Annotated in this window: 15 protein-coding genes and 1 pseudogene; 6 read left to right on the top strand and 10 right to left on the bottom strand. The window is 70.6% G+C overall.

Features of this window, described 5'->3' with window-relative positions; genetic code table 11:
* The 7 genes and pseudogenes from ADK65_RS16730 to ADK65_RS16700 all read right to left on the bottom strand — a co-directional run.
* Positions 1 to 526, bottom strand: a pseudogene (locus ADK65_RS16730) (type VI secretion protein); the annotation flags it as partial.
* 18 nt (positions 527 to 544) lie between these two features.
* On the bottom strand, positions 545 to 1,954 hold the full coding sequence (locus tag ADK65_RS16725) for an ATP-binding protein (RefSeq protein ID WP_053670941.1): 1,410 nt from the start codon (positions 1,952 to 1,954) through the stop codon (positions 545 to 547).
* Positions 1,955 to 1,960: 6 nt separating this feature from the next.
* On the bottom strand, positions 1,961 to 3,517 hold the full coding sequence (locus ADK65_RS16720) for an SCO6880 family protein (RefSeq protein WP_053670940.1): 1,557 nt from the start codon (positions 3,515 to 3,517) through the stop codon (positions 1,961 to 1,963).
* Complete coding sequence (locus ADK65_RS16715) at positions 3,514 to 4,848, bottom strand: hypothetical protein (protein ID WP_053670939.1); 1,335 nt, start codon at positions 4,846 to 4,848, stop codon at positions 3,514 to 3,516. The genes ADK65_RS16720 and ADK65_RS16715 overlap by 4 nt, the downstream gene beginning before the upstream one ends.
* Complete coding sequence (locus ADK65_RS16710; RefSeq protein WP_053670938.1) at positions 4,838 to 5,665, bottom strand: hypothetical protein; 828 nt, start codon at positions 5,663 to 5,665, stop codon at positions 4,838 to 4,840. The genes ADK65_RS16715 and ADK65_RS16710 overlap by 11 nt, the downstream gene beginning before the upstream one ends.
* Before the next feature lie 209 nt (positions 5,666 to 5,874).
* Positions 5,875 to 6,183 (bottom strand): hypothetical protein, encoded by a 309-nt coding sequence (locus ADK65_RS16705; RefSeq protein ID WP_003991275.1) that lies wholly within the window; start codon positions 6,181 to 6,183, stop codon positions 5,875 to 5,877.
* Between the two features lie 478 nt (positions 6,184 to 6,661).
* On the bottom strand, positions 6,662 to 7,951 hold the full coding sequence (locus ADK65_RS16700; RefSeq protein WP_053670937.1) for a S53 family peptidase: 1,290 nt from the start codon (positions 7,949 to 7,951) through the stop codon (positions 6,662 to 6,664).
* Positions 7,952 to 8,166: 215 nt separating this feature from the next.
* Between ADK65_RS16700 and ADK65_RS16695 the strand changes: the two genes are divergently transcribed.
* The 3 genes from ADK65_RS16695 (at position 8,167) to ADK65_RS16685 (ending at position 11,041) form a co-directional block, all read left to right on the top strand.
* The gene (locus tag ADK65_RS16695) at positions 8,167 to 8,913 is read left to right on the top strand and encodes a trypsin-like peptidase domain-containing protein (protein WP_053670936.1); all 747 of its coding nucleotides are present in this window, start codon (positions 8,167 to 8,169) and stop codon (positions 8,911 to 8,913) included.
* A gap of 197 nt (positions 8,914 to 9,110) precedes the next feature.
* Positions 9,111 to 10,118, top strand: a complete 1,008-nt coding sequence (locus ADK65_RS16690; RefSeq protein ID WP_234352895.1) for an NlpC/P60 family protein — start codon at positions 9,111 to 9,113, stop codon at positions 10,116 to 10,118.
* A gap of 224 nt (positions 10,119 to 10,342) precedes the next feature.
* Entirely contained in the window at positions 10,343 to 11,041 is a 699-nt protein-coding gene (locus ADK65_RS16685; protein ID WP_053670935.1) for a phosphatase PAP2 family protein, read from the top strand.
* 7 nt (positions 11,042 to 11,048) lie between these two features.
* Here ADK65_RS16685 and ADK65_RS16680 read toward each other — a convergent pair whose 3' ends face one another.
* Positions 11,049 to 12,602 carry an FAD-binding oxidoreductase gene (locus ADK65_RS16680; protein WP_053670934.1) on the bottom strand — a complete coding sequence of 518 codons (1,554 nt, stop codon included), beginning with the start codon at positions 12,600 to 12,602 and terminating at the stop codon, positions 11,049 to 11,051.
* 90 nt (positions 12,603 to 12,692) lie between these two features.
* Complete coding sequence (locus ADK65_RS37185) at positions 12,693 to 12,863, bottom strand: hypothetical protein (RefSeq protein ID WP_159038793.1); 171 nt, start codon at positions 12,861 to 12,863, stop codon at positions 12,693 to 12,695.
* A gap of 138 nt (positions 12,864 to 13,001) precedes the next feature.
* Here ADK65_RS37185 and ADK65_RS16675 point away from each other — a divergent pair, with 138 nt between their 5' ends.
* The gene (locus ADK65_RS16675) at positions 13,002 to 13,853 is read left to right on the top strand and encodes a hypothetical protein (RefSeq protein WP_053670933.1); all 852 of its coding nucleotides are present in this window, start codon (positions 13,002 to 13,004) and stop codon (positions 13,851 to 13,853) included.
* 91 nt (positions 13,854 to 13,944) lie between these two features.
* The gene (locus ADK65_RS38850) at positions 13,945 to 14,106 is read left to right on the top strand and encodes a hypothetical protein (RefSeq protein WP_199825650.1); all 162 of its coding nucleotides are present in this window, start codon (positions 13,945 to 13,947) and stop codon (positions 14,104 to 14,106) included.
* A 36-nt stretch (positions 14,107 to 14,142) separates the two neighbouring features.
* On the opposite strand, the gene ADK65_RS16670 is transcribed toward ADK65_RS38850, so the two are convergent.
* Complete coding sequence (locus tag ADK65_RS16670; RefSeq protein ID WP_053670932.1) at positions 14,143 to 14,520, bottom strand: metal-sensitive transcriptional regulator; 378 nt, start codon at positions 14,518 to 14,520, stop codon at positions 14,143 to 14,145.
* A gap of 204 nt (positions 14,521 to 14,724) precedes the next feature.
* Between ADK65_RS16670 and ADK65_RS16665 the strand changes: the two genes are divergently transcribed.
* Positions 14,725 to 15,345 (top strand): DUF47 domain-containing protein, encoded by a 621-nt coding sequence (locus ADK65_RS16665; protein WP_053670931.1) that lies wholly within the window; start codon positions 14,725 to 14,727, stop codon positions 15,343 to 15,345.
* Positions 15,346 to 15,347 lie beyond the last annotated feature (2 nt).

Below are 15,347 nucleotides of genomic sequence, written 5' to 3'. Positions count from 1 at the left end.
GGGCGGGGGCGTGGTGCTGGGATGTCCCCGGTGTCGCGTGCTGTGCCGGTGCCTGGGTCCCGTGCCGTACCGGGGCCGGGGCAGGGTGTTCGTGGGCCGGAGCCGCGGCGGGGGCATGCGTCGGGGTGCCGTCCGCCGGTGTCGCCTTCTCCAGGCGGCGTCCCGCCCGGACCGCCCGCCACCGGGCCAGTGTGCCCATCACGAACACCGTCAGGACGACCAGGATCATCAGCTGGCCGATGAACAGGCCCCAGAACAGGCCGTAGCCGGAGAGTTCGGTGGGGGGTGTGCCGGGCCAGGCGGCGGGGATGTCGTGGGGCTTGGCGATGAGGGCGCGCATGGCCAGCGGCGTGCGGGTGAAGGTGATGCCGGACGGCCAGGAGCCGTGGGCGAACCAGGCGGCGAGGCCGGTGGCCGTCCACACCAGCAGGGTCATGCCGAGGAGGAACGCGAGTATGCCGACCAGCAGGCCGTCGGGGATGCCTCCCTGGCCGTCCCGCTGGGTGCGGCGGTCGTCCGGTCTCACGCGTCCTCCCCTGCCGGCCTACGCCACCGTTGATTCGGAGTCGCCCAGGTGGTGCTCCACGAAGGCCGCGGCCCGTTCCTCCGCCTCGAGCTCGGCGGCGTGCAGGGCGTCGTCGGCGAGGTCGTGGGAGGACTCGGTCATCGCGCGGTCGGTGAAGACCAGGGGGCGTTCGGTCTCGGTGATCAGGTGTTTGACGACCTGGACGTTGCCGTTGACGTCCCAGACGGCGATGCCGGGGGTGAGGGTCGGGATGATCTCGACCGCCCACCTGGGCAGGCCGAGGACCCGCCCCGTCGCCCTCGCCTCGTCGGCCTTCTGGGCGTAGATCGTCCGGGTGGAGGCCATCTTGAGGATCGCCGCCGCTTCCTTGGCGGCGGCTCCGTCCACGACGTCGGACAAGTGGTGGACGACCGCCACGAAGGACAGGCCGAGGCGCCGGCCGAACTTCAGCAGGCGCTGGAACAGCTGCGCGACGAAGGGGCTGTTGATGATGTGCCAGGCCTCCTCGACCAGGAAGATGCGCTTCTTCCGGTCGGGGCGGATCCAGGTGTGCTCCAGCCACACGCCGACGATCGCCATGAGGATGGGCATGGCGATGGAGTTGCGGTCGATGTGGGACAGGTCGAAGACGATGAGCGGCGCGTCGAGGTCGATGCCGACCGTGGTGGGGCCGTCGAACATGCCGCGCAGGTCACCGTCGACCAGACGGTCCAGGACCAGGGCGACGTCGAGGCCCCAGGCGCGTACGTCGTCTATGGCGACGTTCATCGCCTCGGCCGACTCGGGTTCGGGGTGGCGCAGCTGCTCGACGATGTCGGTCAGGACCGGCTGGCGGTCGACGATGGTCTCGTTGACGTAGGCGTGGGCGACCTTGAGGGCGAAGCCGGAGCGTTCGTCGAGGCCGTGGCCCATGGCGACCTCGATGATCGTGCGGAGCAGCGCGAGCTGGCCCGTGGTGGTGATCGCGGGGTCGAGCGGGTTGAGGCGGATGCCCATGTCCAGGGCCGCCGTCGGGTCGAGGCGGATGGGAGTTATGCCCAGCTCCTCGGCGATGAGGTTCCACTCGCCGACGCCGTCCTCGCCCTGGGCGTCCAGGACGACGACCTGGCGGTCGCGGAAGCGGAGCTGGCGCAGGACGTAGGTCTTCTCCAGCGCCGACTTGCCGTTGCCGGACTCGCCGAGGACCAGCCAGTGCGGCGCGGGCAGCTGCTGGCCGTAGAGCTGGAAGGGGTCGTAGATGTAGCCCTTTCCGGAGTACACCTCGCGGCCGATGATGACGCCGGAGTCGCCGAGGCCCGGGGCGGCGGTCGGGAGATAGACCGCCTGGGCCTGGCCCGTGGACGTGCGCACCGGAAGCCTGGTCGTCTCGACCTTCCCGAAGAGGAAGGAGGTGAAGGCCTCGGTGAGGACGGACAGCGGATCCCGCATCAGGTCCTACCTCCGAATGCCGGTGGCGAAGGGAAGGGTGTTCACGAAGGCGCGGTGGTGCTCGCGGTCGCACCATTCCAGCTTGAGGTACGACTTTCCGGCCGAGGCCCTTATCGTCCGCTTGTCGCGGGCGAGGGCGTCGGGGGAGCGGGAGCTGACGGTGATGTAGCCGACGAGGTTGACGCCGGCGGCGCCGCTGGCGAGGTCCTCGCCCCGCTGGTCGAGCCGGGAGTGCGCGGCGACGTCGCGTGGGTCGACGGTGCGGTTCATCTTGGCGGCGCGGGACGCCTCGGCCTCGTCGTTGGTCTTCTCGGTGAGCATGCGCTCGATGGCGACCTCGGTGGGTTCGAGGTCCATGGTGACGGCGACCGTGCGGATGACGTCCGGGGTGTGGACGAGGAGCGGGGCGAGGAAGTTGACGCCGACGGGGGTCATCGGCCACTCCTTCACCCAGGCCGTGGCGTGGCACCAGGGGGCGCGGGTGGAGGACTCGCGGGTCTTGGCCTGGAGGTAGGTGGGCTCCATGGCGTCCAGTTCGGCCGGCCAGGCGTTGCGCTTGGTCATCGCCTGGATGTGGTCGATGGGGTGGTCCGGGTCGTACATGGAGTGGATCAGCGAGGACAGCCGCCCCTGGCCGAGCGGCTGGCGGACGCGGATGTCGGCTTCCTGGAGGCGCGAGCAGATGTCGGTGAGCTCGCGGGCCATGACGACGGCGAGTCCGGCGTCCCGGTCGACCTTGCCGCCGTGGGCGCGGGCGGCCCGGGCCATGGCGTTGGCCTCGGCGGCGAGTTCGCGGGTGTAGTGCATGCAGGCGACGAGGTAGGCGCGGTGCTGCTCGCTGCTGGTGGACACCATGGACTGGAGCTGGTCGTAGGACTCCTGGAGCCACGGCAGGGCCTTGTCGTCGCCGCGGACGGCGACGTCCTTGGCGTGGGCGTCCGGGTCGGCCGGGAGGGTGCGGGCCAGCATCTGCAGGCGGGTGACGAAGCCGTCGCCGTTGGCCACGTGCTTGAGCAGGGTGCCGAAGCGGTCGACGAGGGCTTCCTGGTCCTCGCTGTCGCGCAGGCCGACGCCGGGGCCCTCGATCTCGATGGCGGCGGTGACGGTCTTGCGGTCGGCGTGCAGGAGCACGGCGATCTCGTCGGGGCCGAAGGGGGCGGCCAGCCAGGTGATGCGGCCGATGCCCGGTGGCGGGCCGACCTCGATCTCCTTGCCGTCCAGCCGGGTGCCCGCCTCGATCGCCGAGGAGCGGTAGGTGGTGCCCTGCTTGAGGGTCCGCTTGTAGCTGCGGTTGATCTCGAACCACTTGTAGAAGGTGCGGTGCTTGTACGGCACGTACACCGCGGCCAGCGCCAGCATCGGGAACCCGGCGAGCAGCACGATGCGCAGCGACAGGACCGGGACGAGGAGCCCGCACATCATGCCGAGGAACGCGCCCACGACGATCAGGGCGATCTCGCCGGTCTCGCGGTTGCGGCCGATGATCGCGTTCGGCCGGGCGCGGCCGATCAGATATGTCCGGCGGGGCGTGACCGGATGGGACACGTGGGACTCGGTTGTCAACGCCCTTCACCTCCCGTGCGGTTGCTACTGCTGTTGCGGGTGTTGCTGGCGTGCGGGGTGTTGACGGGGCTGCTCGAACGGGGGGCGGGTGCGGCGGAGGGGACAGATCCGCCGCCGCCGTTCGAGGTGCGGGCGCTGTGCGCGGCGACCCCGCCGGATGCGGGGTTGCTGGGGCGGGGGGCGGAGGACTGGCTGCCTCCGCCGTTGTTGTCGGCGCGGGAGCTGTGGGTCTTGATGCCCTGCGCGACGAGGGTGGCGGGGGAGCTGATGACCGCGGCGGCCTTGCTCTCGGCGCCCTGCATGAGGCGGTTGTTGCGGGAGCCGGCGATCTCGTCGCCGAAGCCGGGGACGAAGCGGTAGATCATCGCGCTGGCGAAGATGGCGAGCAGGATGATGGCGAGGCCGGAGACGACGGCGGAGAAGGCGTTCGGGCCGTCGTCGGCGGAGAGTGCGCCGGCGAGGCCGAGGACGATGACGATGACCGGCTTGATGAGGATGACGGCGATCATGATGCCGGCCCAGCGGCGGACGTGGCCCCACAGGTTCTTGTCGACGAGGCCGGCGTAGACGACGGTGCCGAGGAGGGCGCCGACGTAGAGGAGCGCGGCCCTGATGACGAGCTCCAGCCAGAGGACTCCGGCGGCGAGGATGCTGACCAGGGAGACGACGATCAGCATGATCGGGCCGCCGCCGATGTCCTCGCCCTTCTTGAGGGCTTCGGAGAAGGTGCCGAAGAACGCGTCGGTCTGGTCGCCGGTGGCTTTGGCGAGGACCTCGGTGATGCCGTCGGTGGCGGAGACGACGGTGTAGAGGATCAGGGGGGTGAAGGCGGAGGCCAGCACCGTGAGCCACAGGAAGCCGATGGCTTCGGAGAGGGCGGTGGTGAGGGGGACGCCGCGGACGGCTCGCTTGGCGACGGCCAGGAGCCAGAGCAGGAGCGTGAGGATCGTCGAGGCGGCGAAGACGACGGCGTACTGCTGGAGGAACTTGGGGTTGGTGAAGTCGACGTTGGCGGTCTCCTTCACGGCGTCGCTGAGCTTGTCGACGGTCCAGGAGGCGGCGTCGGCGCAGCCCTTGGCGAGGGAGGAGAGGGGGTCGAGGGTGGAGGTGGGGTCCAGGCGGGAGGTACCGCTGCCGGTGCGGTCGCCGGTGTCGCCTTCGCAGATTTCCAGGGCCCGGCCGGAGAGCAGGGAGCAGTTGCCCTTGCTGGGGCTGGGGCTGGGCGAGGGCGTGGGAGCGGCTGTCGCCCGGGTTGCGAACAGGACGAGGGCGGTCTGCACGGCAGTGAGGGTCGCGGCGACCTTGACCGAGCGGCGCGGGCTACCGGGCATAAGTGAACCCTCCGAACTCCTCGACGGCCTTCGAGATGGCCTCCGACGTCGACACCCTGTTGTCGCCGTTGACCGGCGCGGGGCCTTCCTTCTGGGAGAAGCTGTCGACTTTCCAGTCGCCGTCGGTCCAGCGCAGCTGGAGGGTCATGGTGAACCAGTCGTTGGTGACCGGGTCCTGTGAGCTCTCCCCCGTCATCCCGAACACGCCGGTGCACCAGACCTCGACCGTGGCGGTGTTGCCCGAGTAGTCGGTGACCTTGGTGCCGACCGGCATGGTGCGGGAGACGTAGGTGCTGCCCTTGGGGGCCTCGCCGTTCGCGTCGAGGCCCACCTTCTCCAGGAACGCCTTGCCGTAGACCTGGTCGAGGTTTCTCTCCAGCCCGGAGACCTTGTCGGCGTCGAACACCTGGCGGAGGATCTCGGTCCGCCGTGCGGGCTTGAGGATGTCGGCCGAGACCAGCACGACAGCGTAGTTCGCCGCGGCGCTCTCAGCTCCCTGCTGGTCCTGGGCGAAACCCGAGGGGATTCCGGCGGCCGACTTGCCCTTGACGGGACGCTGGCCGGAGGGGGCCGTCGCCGTCGAGTCCGGTTTGCCCGAGGAGCCGCCCGTCGAAGAGGACGAGTCGCCGTCCCCCCGGTTGGCGAAGGCGATCGCTGCGATCAGGAGGACCACCACGCCGACCACTGTGACCAGGCTGCGGGAGGAGGAGCGGCGGCGGGGGTCGGTGAAGGCGTCGCCGGAATCGGGCAGGCGGGTGCGGGTCTGGCCCGTGCCGGCGTAACCGCCGGAGGACTGGTGGTCGTCACCGAGACTCATGCCGCGTACGCCCCCTCGACGTCGTGCGGAAACACTTCGTACCGGTCGTACTTTTCATACTGCTCGTACGACGGTAGCCGTGCTGGTTCCCGCGCGGGCGCGGTGTGGTGACTCGACATCAGGGAAACGCAACCTCAGCCGGTGGGCACGACGGGCGGGTGGGATGGAGGGGGAGCCGGGCGGGACCGGCCGGACGGACGGTGCCCGGGCTACACGGCCATGCCGTACACGATGGTGAAGAGGGTGCCGAGGGAGCCGATGATGAAGACTCCTGTGAGACCGGCGATGATCAGGCCCTTGCCCTGCTCCGCGCTGAAGGTGTCCCGCAGGGCGGTGGCTCCGATGCGCTGCTTGGCGGCGCCCCAGATCGCGATGCCGAGGCAGAGCAGGATGGCCACCGCCATCACGACCTCGATCATCACCTTCGCCTCGTTGCCCAGGCTGCCGAAGGGGCCCCAGTCCGGAGCGATCCCGCCGATGATGGTGTTGATGTCTCCCTTGTCGGCCGCAAAGAGCATGTAAGTCACCGCCCCTGTTGGGTAGTTCCGCACCCTCTGCGGTAGTGCAGAGGTCAGGCCTCATTGTCGCCGACAATGATGCTGTCGGATGTCGACTTGGCGTCATTGATTGGCGGGTTTCGTACCAATACCTTGCCACCGTTCCGCTCCGGGCCCTAGGGGAGGTGACGGGCGGTGCGCGAAGGATCGTATGGTTACTCTGTGTATCACGGCAGGTCACGCCGGGCAATGAGGCCTGAGCGGAACCTGGTGTGTGGTTCTGTCGTTGTGCCCTCTTGCGGCCTTTTCCACCGTTGGGGGCCGTTTCTGACGGCCGGTCGGGTGAGTGGTCGCGCCGGTGTTCTCCGGGTGAAGGCTACCTGGCAGGGCGAAGGGGCCGCGGCTGGGATGCCGCGGCCCCTTCGCCCACCCGCCCCCCGGGCCCCCACAGCGCCGGGCGGCGGCCCCCGGTGACGGTCCGTCACCGGGGGGAAGTACGTCAGCCGGTGAAGGCGCCCAGTCCCTGCGGGGTGCCCAGACCGGTCGGGCCGTCGTAGCCCGTCCGGGCGGTGCAGAAGTAGCTGGTGGTGCAGCTGCCGTTGCTGCCGCTGGTGACGTCGTTCAGGGCGGTGGTGTTCGCGTAGGGGAACCTGGCCGGGTAGGAGCCGGTGGACGGGGTGCCCGCGAGGGCGTAGACACTCGCGATGATCGGGGCGGAGGCGCTGGTGCCGCCGTAGGTGGCCCAGCCCTGGCCGTCGGCGCCGTAGGTGTCGTAGACGGAGACGCCGGTCGCCGGGTCGGCGACGGCCGAGACGTCGGCGATCATGCGCTTGGTGCAGCCGGTGTCGGTCTGCCAGGCGGGCTTGGTGTCGTAGGCGGAGCAGCCGGAGCCGGTGCCTTCGGTGCTGCTGGTCCGCCAGACGCTCTCGGTCCAGCCGCGGGTGGTGGAGGACGTGGAAAGTCTGGTGCCGCCCACGGCCGTGACGTACTTGGAGGCCGCCGGGTACTCGGCGCCGTAGCCCGCGTCGCCCGCGCTGACGGTGATGGCGACGCCCGGGTGGTTGAAGTAGGCGGAGTCGTACGAGGTGTCGGAGGAGGACTCGCCGCCGCCGTAGCTGTTGGAGACGTACTTGGCGCCGAGGGCGACGGCCTCGTTGACGGCGGTGCCGAGGTTGGTCATGGTGGCGGACTTGGCCTCGACGAGCGTGATGTGGCAGTTCGGGCAGATGGCGCTCGCCATGTCGAGGTCGAGGGATATCTCGCCGGCCCAGCCGCTGTCGGGGGCGGGGAGGGCGGTGGTGGAGCCGGTCTGGCTCACCTTCTTGAAGCAGCCGTTGGCGGTGGTGCAGGCGGGCAGGCCGTACTGGGAGCGGTAGGCGGCGAGGTCGGATTCGGCGTTGGGGTCGTCGTAGGCGTCGACGATGGCGATGGTCCGGCCGGAGCCGTTGCTCGTGGCGGCGGAGGTCAGTCCGTAGGCGCTGCGCAGGTCGGAGGGGCCGTAGCCGGAGGGGGAGGAGGCGTCGGCGGCCTTGGCGGAGAGGCCGTGCTGCTGCTGGAAGGCGGTGCGGCCGCCGGTGACGCGCAGGGCGTTGCAGGCCATCTCGCCCTGGTGACGGGGCAGGGCGCAGGAGCGGGTCCAGGTGACCTTGGACGTGCTCGGGTCCGCGGCCTGGGCGTGGGCGGCGGTGGTGAGGCCGGTGAGGAGGAGTGCGGCGGTGGCGGTGACGGCGGACGCCACGCGGCGCCATCTGAGGTGGGACGTGGGGGGAGTCGGGGGTGTCGTGCGCAAGGTACAGCCTCCTGGCAGTGGTGGTGAGAGGCCTGCGGGTGGGGGAACCGCCGGTGTGATTCCCGGCGGGGGCGGCGACCCGCGACGACCATGGCTTGTTGAGTACGTGACAACAAGACAGCGCTCGGAATCCTGACTTCCGCCTTACTGAAGAGGGTGCGGGGCTTACCTGTCGCTGACGGCCCGATGGCCCTGGGATGGGGGCGGCTTGACTGATGCCGCTCTCACCTTCGTCTGGCACAGTCGCCCGGGTGAAGCGCGTCCTGTCCGTCGCCGTGATCCTCGTCGCCCTCATCACCGCGTCCACCGCGACCGCCGACGACGGGGCCGGCCCGTTCGGTGTGACCGTCACCGGCCGCGACGCCCGGGTCGGGGTGCTCCTCCGTGGCGCAGGGGGAGGGCACTTCTGTACGGCGTCCGTGGTGGACGCGCCACACCGGAACCTGATCGTCACCGCGGCGCACTGCCTCGGCGGAGACGGTGCGCAGGTCTTCGTGCCGGGCTACCGCAACGGACGTGCGCCCTACGGCGAGTGGACGGTGCGGCGGCGGTTCCTGCCCCGCGGCTGGACCGACGGGCACGACGAGGACAGCGACGTGGGATTCGCCGTGCTCGCGCCGCGGGGCGGCACGGAGGTCCAGGACGTCGTCGGCGGGAACCGGTTCGTGACCGGCACGGCGACCGGGGCCACCGCGGTGACCGTCACCGGGTACCCCAACGCCCGTGAGACGCCGGTCCGCTGCACCGACAAGCCGGCCGCGTTCGGCCGCACCCAGCAGCGCATCGCGTGCCCCGGCTTCAGCGGGGGCACCAGCGGCAGCCCCTGGGTGAACGGGGACGGGCAGGTCGTCGGTGTCCTCGGCGGGCACGACCAGGGCGGGACGACCTCGGGGATCTCCTACAGCGTGGTCCTCGGCGCGGAGGCCCGGCGGCTGTACCGGCAAGCGGCGGGGCACTCGTGACGGTGTCACGGACCCGCGTGCGCCAGGAGGAGCGTGCCGCACCGCCGTGCGCCCGCCGGAGCCGCCGTGCCTCCGGCCGTGCCGCCCCGTGCCGCGCCCCGTTCCCCCGTCCGCCCCGACTCCCTTCCCCGTGATCATTCCCGGGCGGGCCGGCCGCCTCTAGACTGGCCCACGGACTCCTGGGCGGTGAGGGGCGGTTGACGGTGCGTAAGGCGTGGATCGTGGCGAGCGTTGCGATCAGCTCGGCGCTGGCCTTCGTGATGCTGCTCGTCGTCGGGGTCTACCTCGTCGCGGGGAACCTGGTCAACGGCGTGGGAGGCGGGGCGAAATCGCTGGCCAAGGGGTCGGTGCCCGCCGCGTACGCGGCCCTCGTGCAGAAGTGGGGCAACCTCTGCCCCGCCATCAGCCCGGCCCTGCTCGCCGCCCAGCTCTACCAGGAGAGCGGATTCAACCCCAGGGCCCAGAGCCACGCCGCCGCGCAGGGCATAGCGCAGTTCATCCCCGGCACGTGGGCCAGTCACGGCATCGACGGCGACGGCGACGGCGACCGTGACGTGTGGGACCCGAAGGACGCGATTCCCTCGGCCGCCTCCTACGACTGCGAACTCGCGTCGTACGTGAAGAAGGTTGGCGGGAATGCGACCGAAAACATGCTGGCCGCCTACAACGCTGGGGCCTACGCGGTGATCAAGTACGGGGGCGTGCCGCCGTACAGCGAGACCCGCAACTACGTGAAGCGGATCACGACGCTCTCCGAGAGCTTCGCGGCGCCGGTCGGGCGGGTCGACCCCTCCGAGCAGGCCGCGGCCGCGATCGAGTACGCGCAGAAGAAGCTCGGCACGCCGTACCTGTGGGGCGGCACCGGCACCGCTGAGCAGGGCGGACGCTTCGACTGCTCGGGTCTGACCCAGGCCGCCTACGCGACCGTGGGCATCAGGCTCCCGCGCGTGGCCAACGACCAGTACAACGCCGGACCGCACCCCTCGCGGGACGAACTGCTCCCCGGCGACCTGGTGTTCTTCTCGGACGACCTCACCAATTCCCGTGCCATCCGGCATGTCGGCATTTATGTCGGAGGCGGGTACATGATCGACGCGCCCCGGACCGGTGCCGTCATCCGGTTCGACCCGATCGACACCCCGGACTACTTCGGTGCCACCCGGGTCACCGAAGATGGCGCGAAAGCACTCCCCACCACGGTCTGAACCCTGCGTGAACCCTCCCCCTGAGCTGCGACAACGTATCTCTCTTCGATAACGTCTGCGTGATCATTCGGTGGAGTGTGGAACGTATCAACGGGAGCCATGCGTTCCTGGTGACGTAGCCGAGCGGACGTCAGTGCAGCGGAAGCGGATCTACAACCACGGGGGTGGCAGGAGCGGCGCACGCACAGGTGCGCCGGTAGAGACGACGAAGGGGCCGCAGCGCCATGGCTGGACTCGCCGATTCCGGGTCGAACCCTGACGTCGACCTGTTGTACGACATCAATGGCCTGGCCAAGGACGCACCGCCGTGGTCCGACCGGGTCATGGAGTACGTCGGCGAGTACGGGCTGCTGCTCGGCATCGTCCTGCTCGTGGTGTGGTGCTGGTGGTCGGTGCGGCGGCGCGGCGGAGAGGACGCGGCGTCCACCGTCGCGGCGCTGGTCTGGACCCCGTTGGCCGCCGGTATCGCCGTCCTGGTGAACGTGCCCATCCGGGGGTTCGTGGAGCGGCCCCGGCCGTTCCTGGATCACCAGGGGCTCGAGGTGCTCGTCCAGGGCAAGACCGACTACTCGTTCGTCAGCGACCACGCGACGATCGTCATGGCCCTGGCGGTCGGCCTGTTCGTCGCCCACCGGAAGTTCGGGCTCGTCGCGCTCGTACTGGCGTTGTTCGGCGGGTTCATCCGCGTCTACATGGGCGTGCACTACCCCACGGACGTCGTGGGCGGATTCGCGCTGGGCACCGCCGTGGCGCTGCTGCTGTCGCCGCCCGCCATGGCCCTCCTGACGCCTTTGGTGAAGGCCGTCGAGCGCTCGCCCCGGCTGGGGTGGCTGGTGCGCGCCGGAGGGCGTGCGGACGGCGAGGACACGGTGATCCCCGAGGCGCGCAGCGAGCGGGCCTCGGAGCGGGACCTCGCCGCGTAAGGACCCCTTACAGCGCCTGGGGGTACGTGAAGAAGCGGTCCGGGTCGTACTGCTTCTTCAGCTTGGCCAGGCGCGTCGCCGCATCCCCGTAGTAGGCCTTGCGCCAGTCGGTCAGGGTCGGGTCGGTGTAGTTCTGGTAGGCGGCCCCCGAGGCGTAGGGGCGCATGGCCTTGTGGGCCGAGGCGAGCCAGTCGCGGGCCGTCGTACCGCTCGTCCCGGCCCGCCAGGCGCCGATGTACTGGGCCAGCATGCGGGAGCGGCGGTGGACGAACGCCGTCGCGGTGGGGGAGACGCGGTTCACCGCGCCGCCCAGGGCCGTCAGGGCGATGCTGCCGGTGCCGCCGCGCACCGAGGCGATCTGCGCCAGCAGGGCGCGGATGCCGGCCGTGGACAGGGAGCGGTCGAAGAAGTCCGACGCCGCGGCATAGGTCTCGCGGCCCAGCGCGCCCTTCGGGGAACGGCCCGGGGTCGAGCCGGGCAGATGGCACTGCGCGTCCGTCGGGAACGAGGAACAGCCCGCGTACACCTCCATCGACTCCTCGTACGAGCGGCGCTTCAGGGAGACGCTGCGGGCCGGGGCGCCGACCCGGTCGGCCAGGCGGTCGACGGCGTTCTTCAGCTCGCCGTAGGTGCCCAGGGAGAACGCCGAGACGGAGACGGTCGGGGTGCCGCCCGCGGCGTTCGCCAGGTGCAGGGACGACCAGATCTCGTCGGGCTGCGACGGGCCCCATTCCTGCCAGGCCTTCACCACCGCCGCCGCCTTGGACCAGGGCCAGGACAGGTACGCCGAGACACCCTGCGGGGCGGGGTGGGTGGTGAAGTGCAGTTCCGTGACGACGCCGAAGTTGCCGTTGCCGGCGCCGCGCAGGGCCCAGAAGAGGTCCTTGTTCTCGCGGGCGTCGGCGGTGAGCTGCTTGCCGTCGGCGGTGATCAGGGTGGCCCGGGTGAGGCTGTCGCAGGTCAGGCCGTAGGCACGGGAGACCACGCCGTGGCCGCCGCCGAGGGTGAGGCCCGAGACGCCGACGGTGGGGCAGGAGCCGGCCGGGATGGTGACGCCCTTCGCGGCGAGCGCCCGGTAGACGTCGATGAGTTTGGCGCCGGCGCCGACCACCGCGGTGGTGCCCGAGGCCCGGACGCGGTTGAGCTTGGAGACGTCGATGATCAGGCGGCCGTCGCCGGAGGACCAGCCGGCGTAGGAGTGGCCGCCGTTGCGGATCGCGACCCGCAGGGCGTGGGCGCGGGCGTAGGCCAGCGAGGTGCGGATGTCGTCCGCGTGGGAGACGTACGCGACCGCGGCGGGCTTCAGCGCGTCGAAGCGGGTGTTGTAGAGCTGCCGGGCCGTGGGCCAGGCGGCGTCGCCCGGGCGGACCAGGGGACCGTCGAGGTCGCGGGCCAGGGCGGACCAGTTCGCGGCGGTGGTTCTCGAGGTGGTGGAGGCGCGCACGGCGTCGGTGGCCGTGTCTCCGGAGCGGGTGCCCGACTGGGTGCAGGCAGTGGTGAAAGGGGTCGCGGCCGCGGCGATCGCCGCCGTGCCGGCCGTGAGTATCGTGCGCCGTTCCATGAGGCCTCCCGGTGGTTCCGTCCTGGGAGACGGGGGGACGGGAGTGAGGGTTCCATGGTCCGGGCCCGGCCGGGAGGTGTCGGCGCGGTCTCAGCCCGTCGCGTGCCGCTCCGCGTCCGTACGCGCCTGGCTTCTCGCTCTGCGTGCCGGGCCGCGCCAGCCACAGATGCAGTGGGCCATGCAGAAACGGCCCTTCTCCATGGTCGTCGTGCGGTGTTCCGGGGAGTTGGGGGGAAGTTCCGGCCCGTCCTGCTGCGCCACGCCGACCACGTTACCCAGCGCGGGTGAACGGCTCGTACGGCGGTCGGCGCGGCCTCGCGTGACGGGGGCACAAACCCGTCGTTAACCGGAACGACGAGGGGGCCCGTGACGGACGTACCGGCTGGGGGTAGGCAGGCGATGACTGGGCGGCAGCGGGAAGGGCGGCACCGGCGGGCGGGCGCGACGGTCGTCGCCGCCGTGGTCCTGGCCGGTGCGGGGCTGGGGTCCGCGGGGTGCTCCGCGGGTGACGCGGCGGCCGGGGACGCTCGCGGCGGGGAAGCGGTCACCGTGCTGCGCCAGTCCGCCGGACGGCTCGTCGGCGCGGGGAGCTCCAAGGCCCGTACGTCGATGGAGATGGCCACCGGCGGGACCCGGGTCACCATCCGGGGCGCCGGGGTGTACGACTACCGCAAGCGGATGGGGCGGTTGAAGGTGCTGCTGCCGCAGGACCCCGCGGGGGTGGCCGAGCGCCGGCCGATCACCGAACTGCTCGCGCCGGGTGCGCTGTTCATGAAGAACCGGGGCGCCGGTGTGCCCGCGGACAAGTGGGTGCGGGTGGACACCCGGACCCTGTCCGACGGGAACCTCGTCACCGGCGGCGCCACCGACCCGTTCACGGCGGCCGAGGTGCTGCTCGGTACGCGGACGGCGACCTATGTGGGCCGGACGGAGGTCGCGGGCACCGGAGTGCGCCACTACCGGGGGACGGCGAACCTCGCCGACGCGGCCCGGCGCGCGTCGAAGGGGAACGGGGAGCCGCTGAAGGCGGCGGCCGAGGGGTTCGCCACCGCCGAGGTGCCGTTCGACGCCTACCTCGACGACGAGGGACGCATCCGCAAGGTCAGGCACCGTTTCAGCTTCCTGAACGGTCGGCAGAAGAGCCCCGTCGCCGTCGCCTCGACGACACTGCTCTACGATTTCGGGGCCTCGGTGCGCGTACGGTTGCCCCGGACCGACGACATCTACGCGGGCCGGATCGCCGAGGAGTGACCGGCGTGAACTAGCCCGTCCGTGCCATGCGCGGTGTGTGGGCCGCTCCCTACTCTAGGAAGCCGGCAACGGCAGAGACGAGGTGATGCACGTGGCTCCGGTCGGCGGTACGGCAGTTCAGGACCACGTGGCCCTCGCCGAGATCGAGCTGTGCGGAGAGCTGATCATCGCGGCTTCGGCCGCCCGCGAGCGGCTCAGCCTGGAGAGCATCGACGAGGTGCTGAAGGTGGCGGAGGAGCGGGACTCCTCCTGACGCCGGGGCGGGGCGTCCGTCGAGGCCGGGTCCGGTTCACGTCCGCAGCATGCGGGCGATCGCCTGGGTCGCCTCCTTCACCTTCGCGTCGATCTCGTCACCGCCCTTGAGGGCCGCGTCCGCGACGCAGTGCCGCAGGTGTTCCTCCAGCAGCTGCAGGGCGAAGGACTGCAGGGCCTTGGTGGAGGCGGAGACCTGGGTGAGTATGTCGATGCAGTAGACGTCCTCGTCGACCATGCGCTGCAGGCCGCGGATCTGGCCCTCGATACGGCGCAGGCGTTTGAGGTGCTCGTCCTTCTGCTTGTGGTACCCGTGCACACCGTGGTCGTGATCGGCCGTCGCGTCGGCACCCGCGGTCTCGGCGCTGCCGGGGGTGACATCTGCGACATCTGTTGCGTCGGTCACGTCCGTCATCGCTTCCTCCTGGTGGGCCGTGGGTCGATACATACCCCTGGTGGGTATATGGTACCGAACTTTGCGGGGTATACGGGCCTGACGACCGCCCCCGTGCTCACCACTCTGCCCGATGGGCGACACTGGTGGGCGGCCCGATAGCCGTGGCCGGATGATGCGCCTAGCATCAGCCTGACCGAAACCGAAGCACCCCGAGGACCCCACGTGCGCTTTCGTCTGACCCCCAGGGAGACGAGCTTCTACGACATGTTCGCCGCCTCCGCGGACAACATCGTCACGGGCTCGAAGCTCCTGATGGAACTGCTCGGGGCGGACTCATCCGCCCGGGCCGAGATCGCAGAGCGTATGCGGGCCGCGGAACACGCAGGTGACGACGCCACGCACGCGATCTTCCACCAGCTGAACTCCTCGTTCATCACGCCGTTCGACCGCGAGGACATCTACTCCCTCGCCTCGTCGCTCGACGACATCATGGACTTCATGGAGGAGGCCGTCGACCTGGTCGTCCTCTACAACGTCGAGGAACTGCCCAAGGGCGTCGAGCAGCAGATCGAGGTACTGGCGCGCGCTGCCGAACTGACGGCCGAGGCGATGCCGCACCTGCGGACCATGGAGAACCTCACCGAGTACTGGATCGAGGTCAACCGCCTGGAGAACCAGGCCGACCAGATCCACCGCAAGCTGCTGGCGCACCTCTTCAACGGCAAGTACGACGCCATGGACGTGCTCAAGCTCAAGCAGATCGTGGATGTGCTCGAGGAAGCGGCGGACGCCTTCGAGCACGTGGCGAACACGGTGGAGACCATCGCCGTCAAGGAGTCCTGAGC

This window comes from Streptomyces sp. NRRL B-1140, assembly GCF_001280065.1.
Classification (GTDB): domain Bacteria; phylum Actinomycetota; class Actinomycetes; order Streptomycetales; family Streptomycetaceae; genus Streptomyces.
Note: the sequence above shows the minus strand (reverse complement) of the source record. Positions and strands in the feature narration are given on the sequence as shown.

Excerpts from the sequence above, each read along its gene's own strand:
- ADK65_RS16680 (WP_053670934.1), bottom strand. The coding sequence starts at position 12,602 with ATGGAACGGCGCACGATACTCACGGCCGGCACGGCGGCGATCGCCGCG.
- ADK65_RS16710 (WP_053670938.1), bottom strand. The coding sequence starts at position 5,665 with ATGAGTCTCGGTGACGACCACCAGTCCTCCGGCGGTTACGCCGGCACG.
- ADK65_RS16675 (WP_053670933.1), top strand. The coding sequence starts at position 13,002 with ATGACTGGGCGGCAGCGGGAAGGGCGGCACCGGCGGGCGGGCGCGACG.
- ADK65_RS16670 (WP_053670932.1), bottom strand. The coding sequence starts at position 14,520 with ATGACGGACGTGACCGACGCAACAGATGTCGCAGATGTCACCCCCGGC.
- ADK65_RS16685 (WP_053670935.1), top strand. The coding sequence starts at position 10,343 with ATGGCTGGACTCGCCGATTCCGGGTCGAACCCTGACGTCGACCTGTTG.
- ADK65_RS16715 (WP_053670939.1), bottom strand. The coding sequence starts at position 4,848 with ATGCCCGGTAGCCCGCGCCGCTCGGTCAAGGTCGCCGCGACCCTCACT.
- ADK65_RS16725 (WP_053670941.1), bottom strand. The coding sequence starts at position 1,954 with ATGCGGGATCCGCTGTCCGTCCTCACCGAGGCCTTCACCTCCTTCCTC.
- ADK65_RS16705 (WP_003991275.1), bottom strand. The coding sequence starts at position 6,183 with ATGCTCTTTGCGGCCGACAAGGGAGACATCAACACCATCATCGGCGGG.
- ADK65_RS16695 (WP_053670936.1), top strand. The coding sequence starts at position 8,167 with ATGCCGCTCTCACCTTCGTCTGGCACAGTCGCCCGGGTGAAGCGCGTC.